This is a genomic window from Nocardiopsis potens DSM 45234 (assembly GCF_000341105.1).
GTDB lineage: Bacteria > Actinomycetota > Actinomycetes > Streptosporangiales > Streptosporangiaceae > Nocardiopsis_A > Nocardiopsis_A potens.
Map to the genome: position 1 here is coordinate 1 of NZ_ANBB01000033.1, position 19,340 is coordinate 19,340.

The 19,340-nt window shown below is 73.9% G+C and carries 19 protein-coding genes; 8 read left to right on the plus strand and 11 right to left on the minus strand.

Features of this window, described 5'->3' with window-relative positions; all coding sequences use genetic code 11:
- From D459_RS0111755 to D459_RS0111770, 4 genes are all read left to right on the plus strand, one after another.
- The coding region (locus tag D459_RS0111755) for an ABC transporter permease (protein ID WP_017593207.1) at window positions 1-734 on the plus strand (734 nt) is incomplete at its 5' end.
- A gap of 108 nt (window positions 735-842) precedes the next feature.
- Entirely contained in the window at window positions 843-1,775 is a 933-nt protein-coding gene (locus D459_RS0111760) for an ABC transporter permease (protein WP_017593208.1), read from the plus strand.
- Window positions 1,772-2,632, plus strand: a complete 861-nt coding sequence (locus tag D459_RS0111765) for an ATP-binding cassette domain-containing protein (protein WP_017593209.1) — start codon at window positions 1,772-1,774, stop codon at window positions 2,630-2,632. The genes D459_RS0111760 and D459_RS0111765 overlap by 4 nt, the downstream gene beginning before the upstream one ends.
- Window positions 2,629-3,387: an ABC transporter ATP-binding protein gene (locus D459_RS0111770; protein ID WP_017593210.1), complete on the plus strand. Its 759-nt coding sequence runs from the start codon at window positions 2,629-2,631 to the stop codon at window positions 3,385-3,387. Before D459_RS0111765 ends, D459_RS0111770 begins: the two co-directional genes overlap by 4 nt.
- Window positions 3,388-3,506: 119 nt before the next feature.
- Here the strand turns inward: D459_RS0111770 and bldC are convergent, their stop codons facing one another.
- Window positions 3,507-3,710, minus strand: coding sequence for a developmental transcriptional regulator BldC (gene bldC, locus D459_RS0111775; RefSeq protein WP_017593211.1), 204 nt, complete (start codon window positions 3,708-3,710; stop codon window positions 3,507-3,509).
- A 686-nt stretch (window positions 3,711-4,396) separates the two neighbouring features.
- The gene (locus D459_RS0111780) at window positions 4,397-5,299 is read right to left on the minus strand and encodes a hypothetical protein (RefSeq protein WP_017593212.1); all 903 of its coding nucleotides are present in this window, start codon (window positions 5,297-5,299) and stop codon (window positions 4,397-4,399) included.
- A 306-nt stretch (window positions 5,300-5,605) separates the two neighbouring features.
- Between D459_RS0111780 and D459_RS0111785 the strand changes: the two genes are divergently transcribed.
- Window positions 5,606-5,842, plus strand: coding sequence for a DUF3073 domain-containing protein (locus D459_RS0111785; protein WP_017593213.1), 237 nt, complete (start codon window positions 5,606-5,608; stop codon window positions 5,840-5,842).
- Between the two features lie 198 nt (window positions 5,843-6,040).
- Here the strand turns inward: D459_RS0111785 and purM are convergent, their stop codons facing one another.
- The 3 genes from purM to D459_RS0111800 form a co-directional block, all read right to left on the minus strand.
- A complete protein-coding gene (gene purM, locus D459_RS0111790; RefSeq protein WP_017593214.1) occupies window positions 6,041-7,096 on the minus strand; it encodes a phosphoribosylformylglycinamidine cyclo-ligase in 1,056 nt (351 codons plus the stop codon).
- Window positions 7,097-7,175: 79 nt separating this feature from the next.
- Window positions 7,176-8,642 carry an amidophosphoribosyltransferase gene (gene purF / locus D459_RS0111795; RefSeq protein WP_020380138.1) on the minus strand — a complete coding sequence of 489 codons (1,467 nt, stop codon included), beginning with the start codon at window positions 8,640-8,642 and terminating at the stop codon, window positions 7,176-7,178.
- Window positions 8,643-8,687: 45 nt separating this feature from the next.
- Window positions 8,688-9,155, minus strand: coding sequence for a sterol carrier family protein (locus D459_RS0111800; RefSeq protein ID WP_017593216.1), 468 nt, complete (start codon window positions 9,153-9,155; stop codon window positions 8,688-8,690).
- Between the two features lie 514 nt (window positions 9,156-9,669).
- On the opposite strand from D459_RS0111800, the gene D459_RS0111805 reads away from it, so the two are divergent.
- A complete protein-coding gene (locus tag D459_RS0111805) occupies window positions 9,670-10,287 on the plus strand; it encodes a DUF47 domain-containing protein (RefSeq protein WP_017593217.1) in 618 nt (205 codons plus the stop codon).
- A 143-nt stretch (window positions 10,288-10,430) separates the two neighbouring features.
- On the opposite strand, the gene pstB is transcribed toward D459_RS0111805, so the two are convergent.
- The 6 genes from pstB to D459_RS0111835 form a co-directional block, all read right to left on the minus strand.
- Window positions 10,431-11,210, minus strand: a complete 780-nt coding sequence (pstB, locus tag D459_RS0111810; RefSeq protein WP_017593218.1) for a phosphate ABC transporter ATP-binding protein PstB — start codon at window positions 11,208-11,210, stop codon at window positions 10,431-10,433.
- Between the two features lie 51 nt (window positions 11,211-11,261).
- Window positions 11,262-12,356: a phosphate ABC transporter permease PstA gene (gene pstA, locus D459_RS0111815; RefSeq protein ID WP_017593219.1), complete on the minus strand. Its 1,095-nt coding sequence runs from the start codon at window positions 12,354-12,356 to the stop codon at window positions 11,262-11,264.
- Window positions 12,357-13,319, minus strand: a complete 963-nt coding sequence (gene pstC, locus D459_RS0111820) for a phosphate ABC transporter permease subunit PstC (protein WP_026120302.1) — start codon at window positions 13,317-13,319, stop codon at window positions 12,357-12,359.
- A gap of 208 nt (window positions 13,320-13,527) precedes the next feature.
- Entirely contained in the window at window positions 13,528-14,652 is a 1,125-nt protein-coding gene (gene pstS, locus D459_RS0111825) for a phosphate ABC transporter substrate-binding protein PstS (RefSeq protein WP_017593221.1), read from the minus strand.
- A 508-nt stretch (window positions 14,653-15,160) separates the two neighbouring features.
- Complete coding sequence (gene mshD, locus D459_RS0111830; RefSeq protein WP_017593222.1) at window positions 15,161-16,141, minus strand: mycothiol synthase; 981 nt, start codon at window positions 16,139-16,141, stop codon at window positions 15,161-15,163.
- A 28-nt stretch (window positions 16,142-16,169) separates the two neighbouring features.
- Complete coding sequence (locus D459_RS0111835) at window positions 16,170-17,528, minus strand: family 4 glycosyl hydrolase (RefSeq protein WP_017593223.1); 1,359 nt, start codon at window positions 17,526-17,528, stop codon at window positions 16,170-16,172.
- A gap of 324 nt (window positions 17,529-17,852) precedes the next feature.
- Between D459_RS0111835 and D459_RS0111840 the strand changes: the two genes are divergently transcribed.
- Window positions 17,853-18,977 (plus strand): carbohydrate kinase family protein, encoded by a 1,125-nt coding sequence (locus tag D459_RS0111840; protein ID WP_017593224.1) that lies wholly within the window; start codon window positions 17,853-17,855, stop codon window positions 18,975-18,977.
- Between the two features lie 138 nt (window positions 18,978-19,115).
- A complete protein-coding gene (locus D459_RS0111845; protein ID WP_017593225.1) occupies window positions 19,116-19,331 on the plus strand; it encodes a hypothetical protein in 216 nt (71 codons plus the stop codon).
- The last annotated feature ends 9 nt before the right edge of the window (window positions 19,332-19,340 follow it).

Sequence of the window (19,340 nt, forward strand, 5' to 3'; positions counted from 1 at the left end):
TGGGCACCTCCTACATGACCGGCCGCCAGGTGGCCGGGGAGATCGCGGCCGCACTGCCGTGGACGCTGCTGCTGGCCGCCGTCGCCACGGTGTTCAGCCTGGTCGGGGCGGTGGCGCTGGGCCTGGTCGCGGGGACGGCCCGCAGCGCCGCGGTGCCCCGGGCGATCGGGCTGTGCGTGTTCGCCCTCGGCGGCCTGCCCGGGTTCGTCTCGGCGCTGCTGCTGCTCTTCGCCGGATCGGTCTGGCTGGGCTGGTTCCCCTCGGGCGGGCTGGGCCGCCCCGGCGTCGAACCGGACGCCGCCGCCGTCGCCTCCGCGGTGGTGCTGCCCGCCCTGGCCCTCACCCTCGGCCACCACTTCGGCGTCTACGTCCGCCTGGTGGAGACCGGGGTGCGCCGGGTCCGCTCGGCGCCGCACGTGCTCAACGCCGAGGCCCGCGGGCTGCCGCCGGGCGCGGTTCGGCTGCGCCACGTGCTCCGACCCGGCCTGGTGCCGTTCGCCGCGCGCTTCGGCGTCGGCGTCGCCCAGCTGCTGGCCGGGGCCTACGCGGTCGAGGTGGTCTTCGCCTGGCCGGGCATGGGCCGGCTCGCTTTGGACGCCGCCCGGGCCCAGGACTACCCGGTGCTGCTCGCGGTCGTCCTGGTCACCGGCGCGATCGTGGTCGCCGCCAACCTGGTCGGCGAACTGGCCACCGCCCGCCTCGACCCCCGCATCCGACTGCTCCGGGAGGTCTGAGGTGACCGGTTCGGATGCTCCCCGCGCGGCGGCCCGGGGGCGGACGCCGGGGCGATGTCCCGGAGGAGGACCGGCGGCCGAGGAGCGGGCGGACGGAGAGGAGGAGCGGTGGACCGGCAGGTGATCGGAGCCGAGGTGGCCGAGGAGGACACCGGGAGCGCGGGGGCGCCCCCGGTACCGGGGAGGCGGGCGCCGTGGACCGCGCGGCTGCTGCCGCGGGTGCCCGGCGGGCGGGCCGGGGCGGTGGCGGCGTCCGCCGTGCTCGGCGCGATGGCCCTGGCCGCGCTGCTGGCGCCGGTGCTGGCCGGGCACGACCCGGTGGCCACCGACACCGCGGCGACCTCGCTCCCGCCGGGCTCGCCGGGCCACCCGCTCGGCACCGATCGGCTGGGCCGGGACCTGCTCGCGCGGATGCTGTACGGGGCGCGCCACTCGCTGGCGGTCGGCGTTGCGGCGAGCGCGGCCACGGTGCTGCTCGGCACCGCGGTAGGGGCGCTGGCCGCGGTCGCGCCGCGGTGGCTGGACGCCGCCGTGGCGCGGACCGCCGACGCGCTGCTCGCGCTGCCGATGATCCTGGTCGCGCTGACCCTGGCGGCGGTTGCCGGGCCGTCCCCGGCGACCGTGGTCGCGGCGATCGCGGTGACCGGGTGGATGCCGGTGGCGCTGATCGCCCGCGCCGAGGTCAAGGCGCTGCGCGGCCGCCCGTTCGTCCGGGCTGCCCGCTCGCTGGGCCTGTCCCGGACCCGGATCTTCCTGCGCCACCTGGTGCCCAACGCGCTGCCGCCGATCGCCGCGGTCGCCGCGTTCGAGGTCGGCCACGCGGTGCTCACCGAGTCCACCCTGAGCTTCCTCGGAGTGGGGATTCCGCCGAACACGCCCAGTTGGGGGAACATGCTCACCGACGCGCGCGCCCTGCTGCTCACCGGACAGTGGTACACGGTGGCCCTGCCCGCCGGGGCGATCGTGCTGCTGATCATCGCGGTCAACGCCGTCGCCACCGGACTGGAGCGGCGCGGCGCCGGAGAGGGGAGGGCCTGGTGAGCGGGGCGGTGCTGGCCGTGACCGGGCTGCGGGTCCGCCTCGGCGGGCGGACCGTGATCGACGGCCTCGACCTGGTGCTGCCCGCGGGGCGGGTGACCGCGCTGGTCGGGCGGAGCGGCAGCGGCAAGAGCCTGGCCGCGCGCTCGCTGCTCGGCCTGGCGCCGCGCGGCGCGGAGCGCTCCGGTGCGGCCCTGCTGGACCTGGGCGGCGGCCGGACCGCCGACCTCCTCGCCGCACCGCCGGACCGGCTGCGCGCGCTGCGCGGCCGGGAGGTCGGCTACGTCTTCCAGGAGGCCCAGGCCAGCCTCAACCCGACGATCACCGTCGGGGCGCACCTCGCCGAGACGCTCAAGGCGCACGGGGTGCCGCGCGGGCGCCGGCGCGAGCAGGGCCTGGCCGCGCTGCGCGGCGCCGGGCTGGACGACCCGGCCGCGCTGCTCCGGGCCTACCCGTTCGAGCTCTCCGGCGGGCAGGCGCAGCGGGTCGCGCTGGCGCTGGCCCGGGCGCTGCGCCCGCGGCTGCTCATCGCGGACGAGGTGACCTCGGCGCTGGACCCGGTGACCCAGGCCGGGGTGCTGGACGTGCTGCGCGCCGACGCCGCCGCCCCGGACGGCTCTGCCCCGGACGGCTCCGGCCGGGCGCTGCTGCTGGTCACGCACGATCTGGCGGTGGCCGGCCGGTGGGCGGACCGGATCGCGGTGCTGGACGGCGGCCGGATCGCCGAGGAGGGGCCGGCCCGCGACGTGCTGGCCGCGCCGCGGCACCCGTTCACCGCCGAGCTGGTGCGCGCCGCCGCCCCGGCCGGGTCCCCGCCCGGCCCGGGGGAGCCCGCCGGGGCGCCCGGAGCGGCACGGTGAGCGCCGCGATCGGCTGCACCGGGGTGGTGCGCCGACTGGGCGGCCGCCGGCGCCGCGTCGAGGCGCTGAGCGGCGTCGACCTGGAGATCGCCGAGGGCGAGTCGGTGGCGGTGGTCGGCGAGAGCGGATCGGGGAAGTCGACGCTGGTCGGCGTGGCGGCCCTGCTGGACCGGCCGGACCGGGGCCGGGTCGCGGTGGGCGGCGTTCCGGACGCCTGGGCGCTGCCCGACCGGGAGCTGCGCCGGCTGCGGCGCCGGATCGGCTGGATCCCCCAGGACGCGCTCTCCTCCTTCGACCCGAGGTACACCGCGGGCGAGGTGGTGGCCGAGGCGCTGCCCCGGGAGGACGCCCGGGGCGGGGCCGCCGCCGGCCGGGTGGCGGAGCTGCTGCGCCGGGTCGGCCTGGACCCGGCGGCCGCCGGGAGGTGGCCGGCGACGCTCTCCGGGGGCGAGCGCCAGCGGGTGGCGGTCGCCCGGGCGCTGGCGGTCCGCCCCGAGGTGCTGATCGCCGACGAGCCCACCACCGGGCTGGACGTGCTGGCCCAGGAGCGGGTGCTGGACGTGCTGGCCGCCGAGGCGCGCGGCCGCACCCTGCTCCTGGTCACCCACGACCTGCGGGTGGCCCGCCGGATGGCGGACCGGCTGGTGGTGCTGGACCGGGGCCGGGTCGCCGCCGACGTCCCGGCGGACATCGGCCCGGACGAGGCCCGGGAGCGCTCGCCGGAGCTGGCCCGGCTGATCGGGGCGACGCCGTGAGAGCCCCGGGAACGGGAAAGGCGGGCCGCCGCGTACGGCGGCCCGCCTCGAGCGGACCGGAAGGGCCGGAACCCTCCCGGATGCTGCCTCCCCCCGGAAACCGGCACGCGCCGGGGAGGTCACTCCGAGCGCTGGCTGGGGATGCCGGACAGCAGGGCGCGGACTTCAGTCTCGCGGTAGCGGCGGTGGCCGCCCAGTGTCCGGATCGAGGTCAGCTTGCCCGCCTTGGCCCAGCGGGTCACGGTCTTGGGGTCCACGCGGAACATGGTGGCGACCTCGGCAGGGGTCAGCAGGGGCTCCGCCTCGGGCGTGCGAGTCGACATGTGTACGGCCTCTCCTCCTGGATCTGTGTGCCGATCCTGAGCCTTGATCCTGGCACTTGGCCCGGATGTCCAATATTTGCCCGTAGGCCCATATTGGCATCACCCGAGGTGATTGAACAAACACTTAACGCGACTTTGTTTGATGAGAGGTCGCAAAGCCGTGCAAGTGCTGCGTCACGCTGAGTGATTCTAGCGACACGTTTAGTGGCATGTGGCGTATTCGGTCAAAACTTCGTTCTCCGGCCCTGTTTTTCTCGATGCGGCGGACCGAAAGTGCTACGGCGCTCCGGGCGGAACCGGGGGCGGAGGATGAGCTGCGCACTCGTACGCCCTGGCGGGCGGGGTCGTCCGCGGGTGGACGGCAGGGGACCGGTGGATAGGGCAACTCCCCTCGACGACGCGGAAGCGATGGCGCCGGATCCGCAGTGCAGTACCGGGTTCCGGTTACACAGAGTGCACTCGGTGACGAGCTGAACACAGTCTATGTGGTTATCTATCGACTGGTATGCCCACTTTGGTGGATCTTGATGCGGACTGGGAAGCTCGTCCCCACTTCACCTGCATCGACGTGGGAAGAAATTTGTGGCGCTGAGTGAGAAACCTGGTACACCAGGTTGCGGTTCGGCGTGGCGCGGCCATGGCGAATCCGAAACCGGCTCATGAAATCCCAGGTGAAGTCGTGACCCTCAGTTGGCCCGCTCCAGGGCCCGCACCGACTTCCAGCGCTGCGCGGCCCGCCGGTACATGGCCACCGCCAGCTCGTCCTCGCCCCGCTCCAGCCCGGCCACCGCCGCGGAGATCTCCGCGGCCGACTCGTCCTCGCGCAGCCGCTCGTCGTCGAGCAGGTGGACCAGGCCGCCGTAGTCCAGCTCCAGCAGCGCGTCCGGGTGCGCGACGCCGGCCAGCCAGTCCTCCAGGTGCTCGGCGGCGGCCAGCAGCGGCCCGTCGCCGATGTTCTCCTGGAGTGCGGCGACCGCCCGCTCCAGCCGCTCCCGGGCCAGCGACACCTCGGTGACGTAGAGCAGCACCCGCGGCGCGGTCCGCCGGGGCGCGCCGGCCGCCCCCGCCGGGCCGGCCTCCTCCTCCCGCTCGGCCGCCGGGTCGGCGCCGCCGTCCAGCACCAGGCAGCGCTCCTCGGCGGTGAACGGCGCGAACCACGGGAGCGGTACCGTCCAGTTGCTGCCGAGGATGTGGGTGCGCAGCGGCTCGCCCCGGTCCCGCCAGCGGCGGAACGCGTCCTCGGCGGAGCGGGCCACCGCCTCGGGCAGGTAGGCCGGGCTCAGCGCGGCGGGCGTCTCGGTGCGGAACTCGCGCAGCCCCAGCCAGGAGCGGAGCCGGGTCTGCCAGGGGCAGATGTAGGTGCGCCCGCCCATCCGGCGGACGTAGGCGTCGCCGCTCTCCTCCTCCGGGACCGGCCGCGGCGGGGCCGCCACCAGCCGGCGCAGGCTCTCCCGGTGCTCCGCGGCGACCGCGCCGGCCCTGCGCGGCCGCTCCGGCGACTCGGCGTACTCCAGCCAGTACGCCCGCTCGGCACTGGGGAAGGCGGTCAAGGGCTGGTATACGCGGAGATAGGCGGTGTAGGGCAGCACGCTCGAAATCCTGGCACAGATCACCCTCCCGGGCACCCGCCGGGCCGCCGCGCCGGCGGCGCCCGGAAGCCCGCCGTGCGCGGGCGGATCGGGCCGGAGCAGGGCAGGGCGGAGCGCCGCCCCGGGCGGCCGGCCCGCCCGTTAGGCGTGGGCGGCGTAGGCAGGTCGGTTCCAAACCGGGTACGGTTGTATCCGTACGTAAGCTGGCGCCAGACGTCAGTGCGCTGACGGCCGTCAGCCCGGCATTGCGGTTTTGCTAGTGATCTGGGGTTTTCGTCAAACCCAATCGTTGAGGGGGTCGAGCCAATGGGGCGCGGCCGAGCCAAGGCCAAGCAGCAGAAGGTCGCACGGAGGCTGAAGTACAGCTCCGGGGGGACCGATCTTGACCGGCTGCGGTCAGAGCTGGGTGTCGCTGAGGACAGCGGGTCCGAACCGGACCCGTACGACGACCTGGTCGACCGCTACTCGGACCTGGCGGAGAAGTACTCCTCGCCCGACGAGCCCGCGGAGGACGAGTCCGATCGCTCGGACAGCCTCCGCTAGCAGCGTCGGAAGGAACGGCTGAAGACCCCGGTCTCCGTCGTTCTCCGCCTGAGCCGATGGCGCGGTCGGGCATAGCCGGTGCGATCCACCCAGGTGGTTCATGCCGGCCATGCCCGACCGCCGGGCAGGGGCGGGCGTCCGGGCCCCGGACACCCGCCCCTGTTCGCTGTTTCCGGACACCGTCACGGACCGTGGCCCTCAGGCGTACTCGCCGCTCAGCCGGACCCCGTCGGCGCCGGAGCGCACCGTCCCCGCGCGCCAGGCGGGAACGCCCCGCTCGGCCAGCACGGCCAGGGCGCGCTCGGCGTCCTCCTCGGCCACCAGCGCCACCATGCCCACGCCCATGTTGAACGTGGCCTCCATGTCCTCCCGGGAGACCCCGCCGCGCTCGGCGACGAACCCGAAGACCGGCTGCGGCGACCAGGTGGACCGGTCCAGCTCCGCGCCGAGCCCCTCGGGCAGCGAGCGCTCCAGGTTGGCGGCGAGCCCGCCGCCGGTGATGTGCGCGTATGCGTGCACCGGGACCCGCGCGGCCAGCTCGATGCAGTCCCGGGCGTAGACCCGGGTCGGGGTGAGCAGCACCTCGCCGAGGACCCCGCCGAGCTCCGGCACCTCCTCGGTGAGCTCCAGCCCGGTCTGGTCCACCACCCGGCGGATCAGCGAGTAGCCGTTGGAGTGCGGGCCGGAGGAGGCCATCGCGATGACCGCGTCGCCGTCGCGCACCCGGTCCGGGCCGAGGATCGCGTCCTCCTCCACCACGCCGGTGCCCGCGCCCGCCAGGTCGTACTCGTCGGGGCGCATCGCACCGGGGTGCTCGGCGGTCTCCCCGCCGATCAGCGCGCAGCCGGCCTGGGCGCAGCCCTCGGCGATGCCGCCGACGATCTCGGCGATCTTCTCCGGCACCACCGCGCCGGTGGCGATGTAGTCGGTCATGAACAGCGGCTCGGCGCCGGAGACCACCAGGTCGTCGACGACCATGCCGACCAGGTCGATGCCGATCGTGTCGTGCTTGTCCATCCGCTGGGCCAGCAGCACCTTGGTGCCGACGCCGTCGGTGGAGGTGGCCAGCACCGGCGCGGTGTACTTCGACGTGTCCAGCCGGAACAGCCCGGCGAAGCCGCTCGCGTCGGCGACGAGCTCCGGCCGGGCGGTGCGGGCCACGTGCCGCTTCATCAGGTCGACGGCGCGCTCGCCGGCCGCGATGTCGACACCGGCGGCCGCATAGGCCGAGGTGGGCTTGGCAGCCTCTGCCACGGGAAAACCTCTCACTTGCATTCGACTCGGCGCCCGGGAAGGCGGGCGCGGACGGCGGCGGCCGCCGCCGGGGCCGCGGCTAGGCCGGGGAGCCGGCCTTCGGCGCGCCGCAGGCCTTCTCCAGCAGGTACTTGCCGCGGTTGGCCTCGTCCACCTCGATCGGGTACACCCCGTTGAAGCAGGCGCGGCAGAGCCGGTCGGCGGGGACCCGGGTCGCGGCGGTGAGCTCCTCCAGCCCGATGTAGGCCAGCGAGTCGGCGCCGATCGAGGCGCGGATCTCCTCGGTGCTCAGGTTGCCCGCGATCAGCTCGGCCTTGCTGGCGAAGTCCACCCCGTAGTAGCAGGGCCACATCACCGGGGGGCTGGAGATGCGCACGTGCACCTCGGCCGCGCCGGCCTCGCGGAGCATCCGGACCAGGGCGCGCTGGGTGTTGCCGCGGACGATGGAGTCGTCCACCACCACCAGCCGCTTGCCCTCGATGACGTCGCGCAGCGGGTTGAGCTTGAGCCGGATGCCCAGCTGGCGCAGGGTCTGGCTGGGCTGGATGAAGGTCCGCCCGACGTAGGAGTTCTTCACCAGGCCCTGGGCGAACGGGATGCCGCTGCCGCGGGCGTAGCCGACCGCGGCCGGGGTGCCCGACTCGGGGACCGGGATGACCAGGTCGGCGTCGGCCGGGTGCTCGGCGGCCAGCCGGCGGCCCACCTCCACCCGGGTGGAGTTGACGTTGCGGCCCGCGATGGTGGTGTCCGGGCGGGCCAGGTAGACGTACTCGAAGAGGCAGCCCTTCGGCTCGGCCTGGGCGAACCGGAGCGAGCGCACGCCGCGCTCGTCCACGGTGATCATCTCGCCCGGCTCGATCTCGCGGACGAAGGAGGCCCCGACGATGTCCAGGGCGGCCGTCTCGCTGGCCACGGCCCAGCCGCCGCCGTCCAGCCGGCCGAGCACGAACGGGCGGATGCCCTGCGGGTCCCGGGCGGCGTAGAGGGTCTTCTCGTCCATGAAGACCAGGGAGAAGGCGCCCTGCACCTTGGGCAGCACGTCGAGTGCGGCCTCCTCGGTGGTCCGACCGGAGCTGGAGGCCAGCAGGTTGGTCAGCACCTCGGTGTCGGTGGTGGCGCCCAGCCGGTCGCCCGGCAGCATCGCCGCGAGCTCGGGGGCGTTGATCAGGTTGCCGTTGTGGCCCAGGGCCAGCCCGCCGTCGCGGGCGGTGTAGAACGTCGGCTGCGCGTTCTCCCAGACCGGCGAGCCGGTGGTGGAGTAGCGGCAGTGGCCGATCGCCAGGTGCCCCTTCAACGAGTCCAGGGTGGCCTCGTTGAAGACCTGGGAGACCAGTCCCATGTCCTTGTAGACGACGATGCGTTCGCCGTCGCTCAGCGCGATGCCGGCGGATTCCTGCCCGCGGTGCTGCAGCGCGTAGAGGCCGAAATAGGTGAGCTTGCTGACTTCTTCGCCGGGCGCCCAGACGCCGAAGACGCCGCACGCGTCCTGTGCGGGTCGTTCGAGCGGATCGATGTCCATGCTGAGCCGGCCGTCGGGATGCGACACGCCTTCAGCTTAGTGCCTGCCCGGGGCCGTCGCGTCAGGCGGGGGTCAGGCCCCGGTCCGGAGCGGCAGGTAGGGGGAGAGGTCGGCGCGCTCGCCGCTGGCCGAGACCCGGTGCGCGGCCACCGCCTCCGCCCACTCCGCGCGGCCCAGCGCGAGGCCGAGCCAGACCTCCGGGGAGGTCTCCACCACACCGGGCGGGGTGCCCCGGGTGTGCCGGGGGCCCTCGATCACCTGCACCGCGCCGAACGGCGGCACCCGCACCTCCAGGCTGTGCCCGGGGGCGCGGGCGGCCAGCTCGTCCAGGGTGCCCCGGACGGCGGCGCGCACCGCGGCGCGCTCCGGGCGCAGGCCGGCGCCGTAGGCGTCCAGCACCGCGGCGGCGCAGGCGGCGAGCACCGCGGCGGGGGTCTCGGGGCCGTCGTGGGGCGGGCGGCCCAGGGCGGCCAGCTGGGCGTCGAGCGCGGTGCGCAGCGCGGCCCGCCGGCGCTGCGCCGCGGTGGAACGGGCGGGCATGGAATCGAGCCTAGAGCGCCCCCGGGACGATCGGGCGCTGCGGGGCGGGGCGGGCGGCGCCTGGGCCGGGGGCGGGGGTGTCGGCCGGTCGTCCACAGGTCGCTTCCGCGACACTTGTCCGAAGTGTCGCCCGGGAGGACACTGGGCGCGGAGCGAACGGGTTCCGACGCGCCGGTGAACACCGGAGGGCGAGGGTGTGGAGCAGGGGTTGCCGGGCCTCGGCCGGGCGGTGTTCTACTGTGATTCATGTCCCGTTCGGGGGACTCCGTCGTGTTCTCGGAACGTTGTGCGGGGTGTGCGTGGTGAGGAGTGCAAATGCCTGGGTGGATAAGATGAGCGCGCTCCTGGGCGGCTCTCGGCGCCCCTCGACCGGACGATGAACGGGGAGTGACGCGCCTTCCTGACCGACGCGCGGGGCCGCTCGGCCGTCCCCGCGCCGCAAGTGCGACCCATTTGTCCGAATAGTGCCCGTACCATCCCTCACGGACGACTCACCGCACTTCGGGAGATAGATGTGCGCCTGCGCTTGAGACCGCGCGACGACGGCTACTACGAGATGTTCGCCGACTCGGCGAACAACCTGGTCACCGGGGCACGCCTGCTGGCCGAGCTGATCAGCGAGGACGCCGACAGGGAGGCCGTCGGTGAGCGGATGCGCGCCTGCGAGCACGCCGGCGACGAGCGCACCCATGCCATCATGCGGCGGCTCAACGGGAAGTCGGCGACGCCGTTCGACCGGGAGGACATCTACCGCCTGGCCTCGTCCCTGGACGACGTCATGGACTCGATGGACGCCGCGGTGGACCTGATCGGCCTGTACCGCCTGGAGCGGCTGCCCAAGGGCATCATCGCCCAGGTGGAGGTGCTGGAGCGGGCCGCGGAGCTGACCGCCGAGGCGATGCCCCGGCTGCGCACCATGGACGACCTGGCCCGGTACTGGATCGAGATCAACCAGCTGGAGAACCAGGCCGACCAGATCTACCGCCGGCTGCTGGCGCACCTGTTCAGCGGCGAGTACGACGCGCTGACGGTGATGAAGCTCAAGGACGTGGTGGAGGAGCTGGAGACCGCCGCCGACGCCTTCGAGCACGTCGCCAACACGGTGGAGAGCATCGTGGTGAAGAAGTCCTGACCGCTCCCGGGCGCGCGGCCGCCGCCGCGCGCCCCTGAGCGGCACCGTGCGCCCCCGGCGGGCGCGCACCCCCCCGAAAGTGCGGCGAGGGCGCCCTGGATCCGCTCCAGGGCGCCCTCGGCCGTTCCGGGCCTTCCGGCGGGTCAGCCGAACCGGCCGGTGATGTAGTTCTCGGTCTCCTGCTTCTCCGGCTTGGTGAAGATCTTGTTGGTCTCGTCCATCTCGATCAGCTTGCCCGGCTTGCCGGTGCCGGCCAGGTTGAAGAACGCCGTCTGGTCGCTCACCCGCGCGGCCTGCTGCATGTTGTGGGTGACGATGACGATCGTGTAGTTCTCCTTGAGCTTGTGGATCAGGTCCTCGATGGCCAGCGTGGAGATCGGGTCCAGCGCCGAGCAGGGCTCGTCCATCAGCAGCACGGTCGGCTCGACCGCGGTGGCGCGGGCGATGCACAGCCGCTGCTGCTGGCCGCCGGAGAGGCCGGCGCCCGGCTTGTTCAGCCGGTCCTTGACCTCTTCCCACAGGTTGGCCCCGCGCAGCGAGCGCTCCACGAGGTCGTCGGCCTGGGCCTTGCTCATCCGCTGGTTGTTCAGCTTGGCGCCGGCGATGACGTTGTCGTAGATCGACATGGTGGGGAACGGGTTGGCCTTCTGGAAGACCATGCCGATCTCCCGCCGGACCTGGACCGGGTCCACGTCGGGCCCGTAGATGTCCATGTCGTCGAGCATGACCTTGCCCTCGACCCGGGCACCGGGGGTCACCTCGTGCATCCGGTTCAGGGTGCGCAGGAAGGTCGACTTGCCGCAGCCGGAGGAGCCGATGAAGGCGGTCACCGACCGGGGCTCGATGGTCATGGAGACGTCCTCGACGGCGAGGAAGTCGCCGTAGTACACGTGCAGCCCGGAGACGTCGATTCGTTTGGCCACTGGATGTCCTCAGATGTTCCGTGAAGTTCGTGGTGGGTCGTCGGGTGCCGGTCAGCGGCCGAGCTTGGGGGCGAAGAAGCGGGAGATCAGCCGGGCGGCGAGGAAGAGCAGCATCACGATGACGATCAGCGTCAGTGCGGCGGCCCAGGCGCGCTCCATGTTGATCGCGCCGCCCATCCGCACCTGCGCGTAGATGAACACCGGGAGGCTCATCATCTGCCCGTCGAACAGGTTCCAGTTGATCGCGACCGCCGAGGACCCCGCGGTGAGGACCAGCGGCGCCGTCTCACCGATAACGCGGGCCAGGGCGAGCATGATTCCCGTGGTGAGCCCGGCGATGGCGGTGGGCAGCACCACCTTCACGATGGTCAGCCACTTGGGCACGCCCAGCGCGTAGGAGGCCTCGCGCAGCTCGTTGGGGACCAGCCGGAGCATCTCCTCGCTGGACCGGACCACGACCGGGATCATCAGCACCGACAGCGAGACCGCGCCGGCCGCGCCGTTGGTCTCGCCGGGGCCGAAGAGCATCATCCAGAGCGCGACGACGAACAGGCCGGCCACGATGGAGGGGATGCCGGTCATCACGTCGACGAAGAAGGTGATCGCCTTGGCCAGCCGGCCCTTGCCGTACTCGACCAGGTAGATCGCGGTGAACAGGCCGATCGGGATGGAGATGACCGCGGCCATCAGGGTGATCGCCACGGTGCCGACGATGGCGTGGTAGACGCCGCCGGCGTCCATGCTCGGCGTCACGCCGTTCATGGAGACGGTGAGGAAGTAGCCGTCCAGCCGCTCCAGACCGTTGACCAGCACCGTGGACAGCAGCGACACCAGCGGCAGCATGGCCAGCGCGAAGCAGATGTAGACCACGCCGGTGACCATGCGGTCCTTGGCCTTGCGGCCGTTCTCCACCGCGGTCGAGAGGGCGCCGATGGCGACCAGGTAGAGCACCGCGGCCAGCACCGCGGTCCCGGGCCAGCTGAACGCGCCCAGGGCGGCGAGCACGCCGGCCGAGACCAGGGCGGCGGCGACCAGCACGGCCGGCGGGGCGAACCGCGGCAGCGAACCGCTGAGCAGCCGGGGCTGGCGCTGCGCCGGACCGTCGCCGGAGGCGCCGGTGGACGGGGTTCGGGTCGTGGTGGTCATTTAGGAGAACTCCTTGCGCCGCGCGACGACGAACCGCGCACCCATGTTGACGACCAAGGTGATGGCGAAGAGGACCAGCCCGGCCGCGATCAGAGCGGACACGCCGTAGCCGGTCGCCTCGGGGTACTGCAGCGCGATGTGCGCCGCGATGGTCTGGTTCCCGCTCTGCAGCAGGAAGGGGGAGATGACCAGAGAGGGGGAGAGGATCATCGCGACCGCCATGGTCTCGCCGAGGGCCCGGCCCAGGCCCAGCATGGCGCCGCCGATGACGCCGGGGCGGCCGAACGGCAGCACCGCCATCCGGATCATCTCCCAGCGGGTGGAGCCCAGCGCCAGCGCGGCCTCCCGGTGGCCCTGCGGCACCTGCCGGAACACGTCCCGGGACATCGCCGTGATGATCGGCAGGATCATCACCGCCAGCACGATGCCCGCGCTGAGCATGGTGCGGCCGGTGGTGGAGATCGGGCCGGCGAACAGCGGGATCCAGCCCAGGTAGCGCTCCAGCAGCACGTAGAAGTCCTGCAGCTGGAAGACGAGGTACCCGATGCCCCACAGGCCGTAGACCACGCTGGGGATCGCCGCCAGCAGGTCCACGATGTAGCCGAGCACCGCGGCCAGGCGGCGCGGGGCGTAGTAGACGATGAACAGCGCGATGCCGATGGCGACCGGGGTGGCGATCAGCAGCGCGATCGCCGCGGCCAGCACGGTGCCGAAGGCCAGCGCCGCGACGCCGAACGCGGGGTTCTCCCGGGTGTTGGCGTCCCACTCCTCGGTGGTGAGGAAGTTCGCCGTGTTCGCGGAGAGGGAGTCGAAGGACTGGATCAGGAGGAAGGCCGCGACCCCGGCGAGGATCAGGAGGATCAGCACCCCCGATCCGCGTGCCGTGTTCGCGAAGACGACGTCGCCGATACGGCGCTTCCCCTGGGTTATCGGGGTCGCCGTAGACGAGTCCGTGGTGCTCATGTGAGACTCCGGTCGAAATGGGTCAAGATTCGCCCCCGGGCGAACATGGGTTGTCCTCGGGACATGCCATGACAGGGCCGTTTACATTCTGAGGTCTCCGGACGAGAGCTTCGGCCATGCCGCTCCGAGTCCGCCGGAAACGCCGCCGGGGCGGGGGCCGCACCGGTCGGTGCGGCCCCCGCCCGGAGACGGGGCCGAGGCCGGGTGATCAGGCACCCGCCACGGTGATCTTGTCGATGGTGGCCTGCAGGGCCTCCCGGGTGTCGGCGCTCAGCGGGGCGGAGCCGGCCTCGTCGGCGGCGGCCTTCTGGCCCTCCTCGCTGATCACGTAGGAGAGGAAGCTCTTGGCGAGGTCGGCGTCGGCCTGCTCCTCGTACTCCATGCACGCCACCTCGTAGCTGACCAGCACGATCGGGTAGGCGTCGGCCTGGTCGGTGGTGTAGTCGAGCTCGATCGCGTGGTCGTTCTCGGTGTTGGACTCCCGGGCCGGGGAGGCGTCCACGATGGCGGCGGCGGCCTCGGGGCTGTAGGCGACGAAGTCGTCCCCGACGCCGACCGCGGCGGTGCCCAGCTCGCCGACGTGCGAGGCGTCCACGTAGCCGATGGTGCCCTGGCCGCCCTCGATGGCGGAGACCACGCCGGAGGAGCCCTGCGCGGCCTCGACCGGCTCGATCGGCCAGTCGCCGCTGACCTCGTGCGGCCAGGCGTCGCCCGCGGCCTCGGAGAGGTAGGCGACGAAGTTCTCGGTGGTGCCCGACTCGTCGGAGCGGTTCACCGGGACGATGTCGGTGGAGGGGAGGTCGACGTCGGGGTTGGCCTCCTTGATCGCCTCGTCGTCCCAGGAGGTGATCTCCTGGTTGAAGATGTCGGCGATGACCTCGGGGGTGAGGTTGAGGGAGTCGACGCCCTCCAGGTTGAAGGCGACCGCGATGGGGGAGATGTAGCCGGGGAGGTTGACCACCTCGGAGCCGCAGCGCTCGGTGGCCTGCTCGGTCTCCTCCTCGTCCAGCGCGGCGTCGGAGCCGGCGAAGGCGACCGAGCCGTCGATGAACTGGGAGCGCCCCGCCCCGGAGCCGACCGCGTCGTACTCGACGGTGGTGTCGGAGCAGGCGCCCTGGTACCCGGCGATCCAGGTGGCCATGGCGTTCTCCTGGGAGCTGGCCCCGGCTCCGGAGAGCGTCCCGCCGCCCTCGACGCAGTCCGCGTTCGCGGCGGCGCCGCCGGTCGCTTCAGGGTCGACCGCCGCGTCGCTGCCGCACGCGGAGAGGGCGACGGCCCCGGCGAGCGCCACCCCGGCGTAACCGGCGAACCGGCCGTACTTGAAGAGCTTCACAGCCCCGGTGTCCTCTCTCTGGACGTCCGAACGTGTCGTCGTGCGACGAGGAGCGGGGGGAGATTGCCCGTCCATGCGGACCTTTGTCCGGATTGTTCCGCCAACCTCCGTTGACCTCGTCGAATGCGACGTTAGGGAGACGAGGTGACCAGCTGTCCCAGGCCGGGTGAACGGGGGGTGAACGGGGAGCCGAGATTGCCGGAAGGCAAGAGGGAGAACATGTGGACGTGAGGTTAACCACGGCGCGCCGCGCCCGCCAAGGCGCCACGCCCACGGTATCGCCCCTGATCAGGGCGGATGTACGGGGGCGGCGGAGGTGCCGGGAGCCGTCCCCCGCCGGGCCGCCCCGGAGGCCGGTTCCGGCGGATTCGGCTCGCGACCGGCGGTGATTCCGGAAACGCGCTGCGAAAACAGAAGGGTCGCTTCCCCTCTTCCAGTCGGACCGGAACCACCGCGACGGGCCGCCGGCGGGCGGGCCCGCCCCGCGCCCGCCCGCCGGAGCCCGCCGTCAGGCGGTCGGGGCGTACATCACGTCGGCGTCCCAGACCTCGAAGCCGAGGGACTCGTACAGCCGGACCGCGGCGCGGTTCTCCTCGTCCACGTAGAGCAGCACCCAGGGCAGGCCCCGGTCGCGCAGGTGCCGGATCCCGGCCAGGGTGAGCAGCCGGCCCAGGCCGGTGCCCTGCCAGGACGGGTGCACGCCCACCACGTAGACCTCGCCCACCGGCTCCCCGTCGGTCAGGCCGGCGCCGTCGGCGTGCACCTTGGTCCAGTGGAACCCGGCCAGTGCGCCGCCGCGCTCCTCGGCGACGAAGAAGCCCTCCGGGTCGAACCACGGCTCGGCCTCGCGCTGCCGCAGGTCGGAGAGGGTCACCCCGCCCTGCTCGGGGTGGTCGGCGAAGGCCGCGGCGTTGGTCCGCAGCCAGGCCTCCTCGTCCGCGCCGACCCGGAAGGCGCGCACCGAGAGCGCCTCGGCGACCTTCGCCGACGGGGCCGCCTCGGGCAGCTCCACCGGGGCGCCGTCCGCGCCGCGCAGCGCCATCCGCATCTTCAGCAGGCCGCGCACCTGCCGCCAGCCCAGCGCCTCGGCCATGCCCGCGGCGGCCGGCAGCCGCCCGTGCGCCCACACCCGCAGCCCGGGCCCTCCCCCGGGGACGCCCTCCCCGGGCGCCGGCATGCTCGCGTCGCGGAGCAGCGACCGGACCAGCGCGGTGCCGTGCCCGCGCCGGCGCCGGCCCGGCGCCACCACCAGCTCCGCGGAGTCCGGCTCGCCGCCGGACCGCTCGGCCAGGGCGAACCCGGCCAGCACCCCCTCCTCGTAGCGCAGGTGGAACCGGGCCGTGCCGCCCTCGGAGCCGTGCCGGACCCGCAGCAGGCTCTGCTCGGAGAGCGCCTCGGCGCCGTCCAGCGTGCGGGCCTCCTCGGCGAGCGCGAGCACCCGCTCCGCCTCCCCGGTCTCCAGCTCCGTCCTGACCAGCACGTCGTCCATGCCCACTCCTCGTCGTCGCTGCGGCCGCTCACGGATGCGGCAGCACCTGCTCCAGCTCCGGGAACGCCTTGAGATATTCCGCCAGCAGGACGCGCGCGGTCGACACCGAGTCGACCAGCGGGTGGGTGGCCAGCGCGCGCAGCGCCGGGGTCCGCGAACCGGTGCGCACCGCCTCGATCACGTCGCGCTCCACCGACTTGACCGCCAGCACCAGGGCGATCTGGTGAGGGGCGAGCGGCGCGGCCGGCTCCGGGCGGGCGCCGGAGGCGTCCACCGTGCAGGGCAGCTCGACCACCGCGCCGGGGTCGACGCCGGGCAGCGCCCCGCGCCCGGCGGTGTTCACGATGAGCCGGGCCGGCTCGTCCCGGGCGATGGCGCGCATCACCGCCAGGGCGACCTCCTCGTAGCCGCCCCCGGCCAGGTCGGCGGCGTCGCGCCGGAACCCGCCCGCGGCGCGCCGGTTGTCCGCCATGTAGCTCTCCTCGCGGGCCAGCCGGGCCCGCTCCCACATCTCCCCGGCGGCCGCGGGGTCGGCGGCGGCCTCGGCGTAGAACCCGGCCTGCTGCCCGATGATCTGCTCGCCGCGGGTCCGCTCCGCCCGCGCGGCGGCGGCCAGCGCCTCCCGGGACATGTAGTAGTAGTGCAGGTACTCGTTGGGCAGCGCGCCGATCGCGCGCAGCCACTCGGTGCCGAACAGCCGCCCCTCCTCGAACGAGGCCAGCGCCCCGTCGTCGGCGAGCAGGTCGGCCAGCCGGTCCCGGCCGCCGGCGTGCAGCCCGCGCACCCAGCCCAGGTGGTTCAGGCCCGCGTAGTCCACCCGCACCCGCGCCGGGTCCAGGCCGAGGGCGCGCGCGGCGCGCCGGCCCAGCCCCACCGGGGAGTCGCAGATGCCGAGCACCCGCTCGCCCAGCACGCCGGCCATCGCCTCGGTGACCAGCCCGGCGGGGTTGGTGAAGTTCACCGTCCAGGCCTCCGGCGCGACCTCGGCGATGTCCAGGGCGGCGGCCAGCGCCACCGGCAGGGTGCGCAGCCCGTAGGAGATCCCGCCGGCGCCGACCGTCTCCTGGCCGATGACGCCGGCCTCCAGCGCCACCCGCTCGTCGAGCGCCCGGCCGGGCAGGCCGCCGACCCGCATCGCGGAGAAGACCATCCCGGCCCCGCGCAGAGCGGTGCGCCGGTCCGGCTCGGCGCGGACCGGAAGCACCGCCGGGGACCGCTCCGCCTGCGCGGCCAGCACCGCCTCGATCGCGCGCACCCGGGACGGGTCGGTGTCGTGCAGCACCAGCTCGTCGATGACCGCGTCGCCCCGGGCCGCGTCGTCCAGCAGCGCCCGGTGCACCAGCGGCACCCGGAACCCGCCCCCGCCGAGGATCGTCAGCCGCATCATGCCCGCCCTTTCCGGCCGCCTTCCGCTCCGCCGGCTCCCACGCTACTCGCGGACCCGCCGAGCGGGTCGGTGCTCGGGAGAGACGGTGATCTGAAGGGCTTCGGTTGGGGGTGGGGGTGGGCGACGGGCGAGAAGGAGGGCCCGGAGGGCTTCGGTTGAGGGTGGGGGTGGGCGACGGGCGGGAAGGAGGGCCCGGAGGGCTTCGGTTGAGGGTGGGGGTGGGCGACGGGCGGGATCAGAGGTGGTTGCGTAGCCTTCAAGAACGCACCCTGAGACGGGAGCGCGGCGGACGGCCGCAGGTCGGCCAGGGGGAGGAGGACGCTGATGGAGGACCGGATGCGCGCACTGGAGTCCGCGCCACTGGTCGGGGAGCCCGCGGACGTACTCGCAGAGGAGCGCGCCGGGGAGGGGTGCTGCGGTCCTGCGGTCGACCTCGCCCTCAGCGGCACGGTCTTCTTCGACATCGTGCTCACCGGGCTGGCCGCGCCGCCGGCGCCCGGCACCGAGGTCGGCGCGGACGGGATGGGGTCCTGCCCGGGCGGGGTGGCCAACATGGCGGTGGCCGCCTCCCGGCTGGGGCTGCGCACCGCGGTCGCCGCGGCGTTCGGCGAGGACGTCTACGGCGACTTCTCCTGGGAGACGCTGGAGCGCCAGGAGATGGTGGACCTGTCGGCGTCCCGGCGCTTCCCGGACTGGCACTCGCCGTTCACCGTCTCGCTCGCCTGGAAGGGCGACCGCGGGATGGTCACCCACGAGCACCCGCCGCCCGAGCCGCTGGACGGCATGGCGGCGAAGCTGCCGCAGGCCCGCGCGGCCTTCGTCGGCCTGCACCCGGACCAGCCGATGCCGGACTGGGCGGTGCGCCAGGCCGAGGGCGGTGCGAAGCTCTTCGCCGACGTCGGCTGGGACGACAGCGAGACCTGGTCCGGGGCGGTGCTGGAGCAGCTCGGCCACTGCCACGCCTTCATGCCCAACGCCATCGAGGCGATGTCCTACACCCGCACCGGCAGCCCCGCGTCGGCGCTGTCCGCGCTGGCCGAGCGGGTGCCGATCGCGGTGGTCACCGACGGGCCGCGCGGCGCCATCGCGGTGGACCAGCTCACCGGGGAGAGCGCCGAGGCGGAGGGCGTGGTGCTGGAGGCGGTGGACACCACCGGCGCCGGCGACGTGTTCGGCGCGGCGTTCATCGTGGGCACGCTGGCCGGCTGGCCGCTGCGCCGCCGGCTGCGCTTCGCCAACCTGTGCGCGGCGCTGTCGGTGCAGCACACCGGCGGGTCGCTGGCCGCACCGGGCTGGGCCGACATCGCCTCGTGGTGGGTGCGGACCAGGGCCGAGGCGGGCCGGGCCGGCCTGGGCGCCGACTACGAGTTCCTCGACGGCCTGGTGCCGATGCCGTGGCGGCCGACCGACCGCCGCCGGGCCAGCGCCACCATCGGCCTGCGCACCTGACCCCGCGGGGCCCGGGAGCGGGCGGAGCGGGGCCGCGGTGCACCGGGGAAACATGGGGCCCGGTGCGGCGGGTAGGGAGCAGGGGAGCGCGGGGCGCGCCCCGCGACGGCCTGTCGTCTCTGGGAAGGGGAGTGCCGAATGAGCCTGGAGGAAGCGCAGCGCCAGCTTGAAGCGGCGATCCATGATGCGCGGGTGTCGTTCGACTGCATCGCGCTGGAGGACCTGGAGCGGTCGCACACCAACGCCATCACCGCGCGGGCCGCCGTGGACGCGGCGGAGCACGCGATCAGGGTCGCACTGGAGGAGCGCCGGAAGGCGGAGGAGGCCGAGGAGGCCAAGGGCGCCGGCGGCTGACCGCCGGGG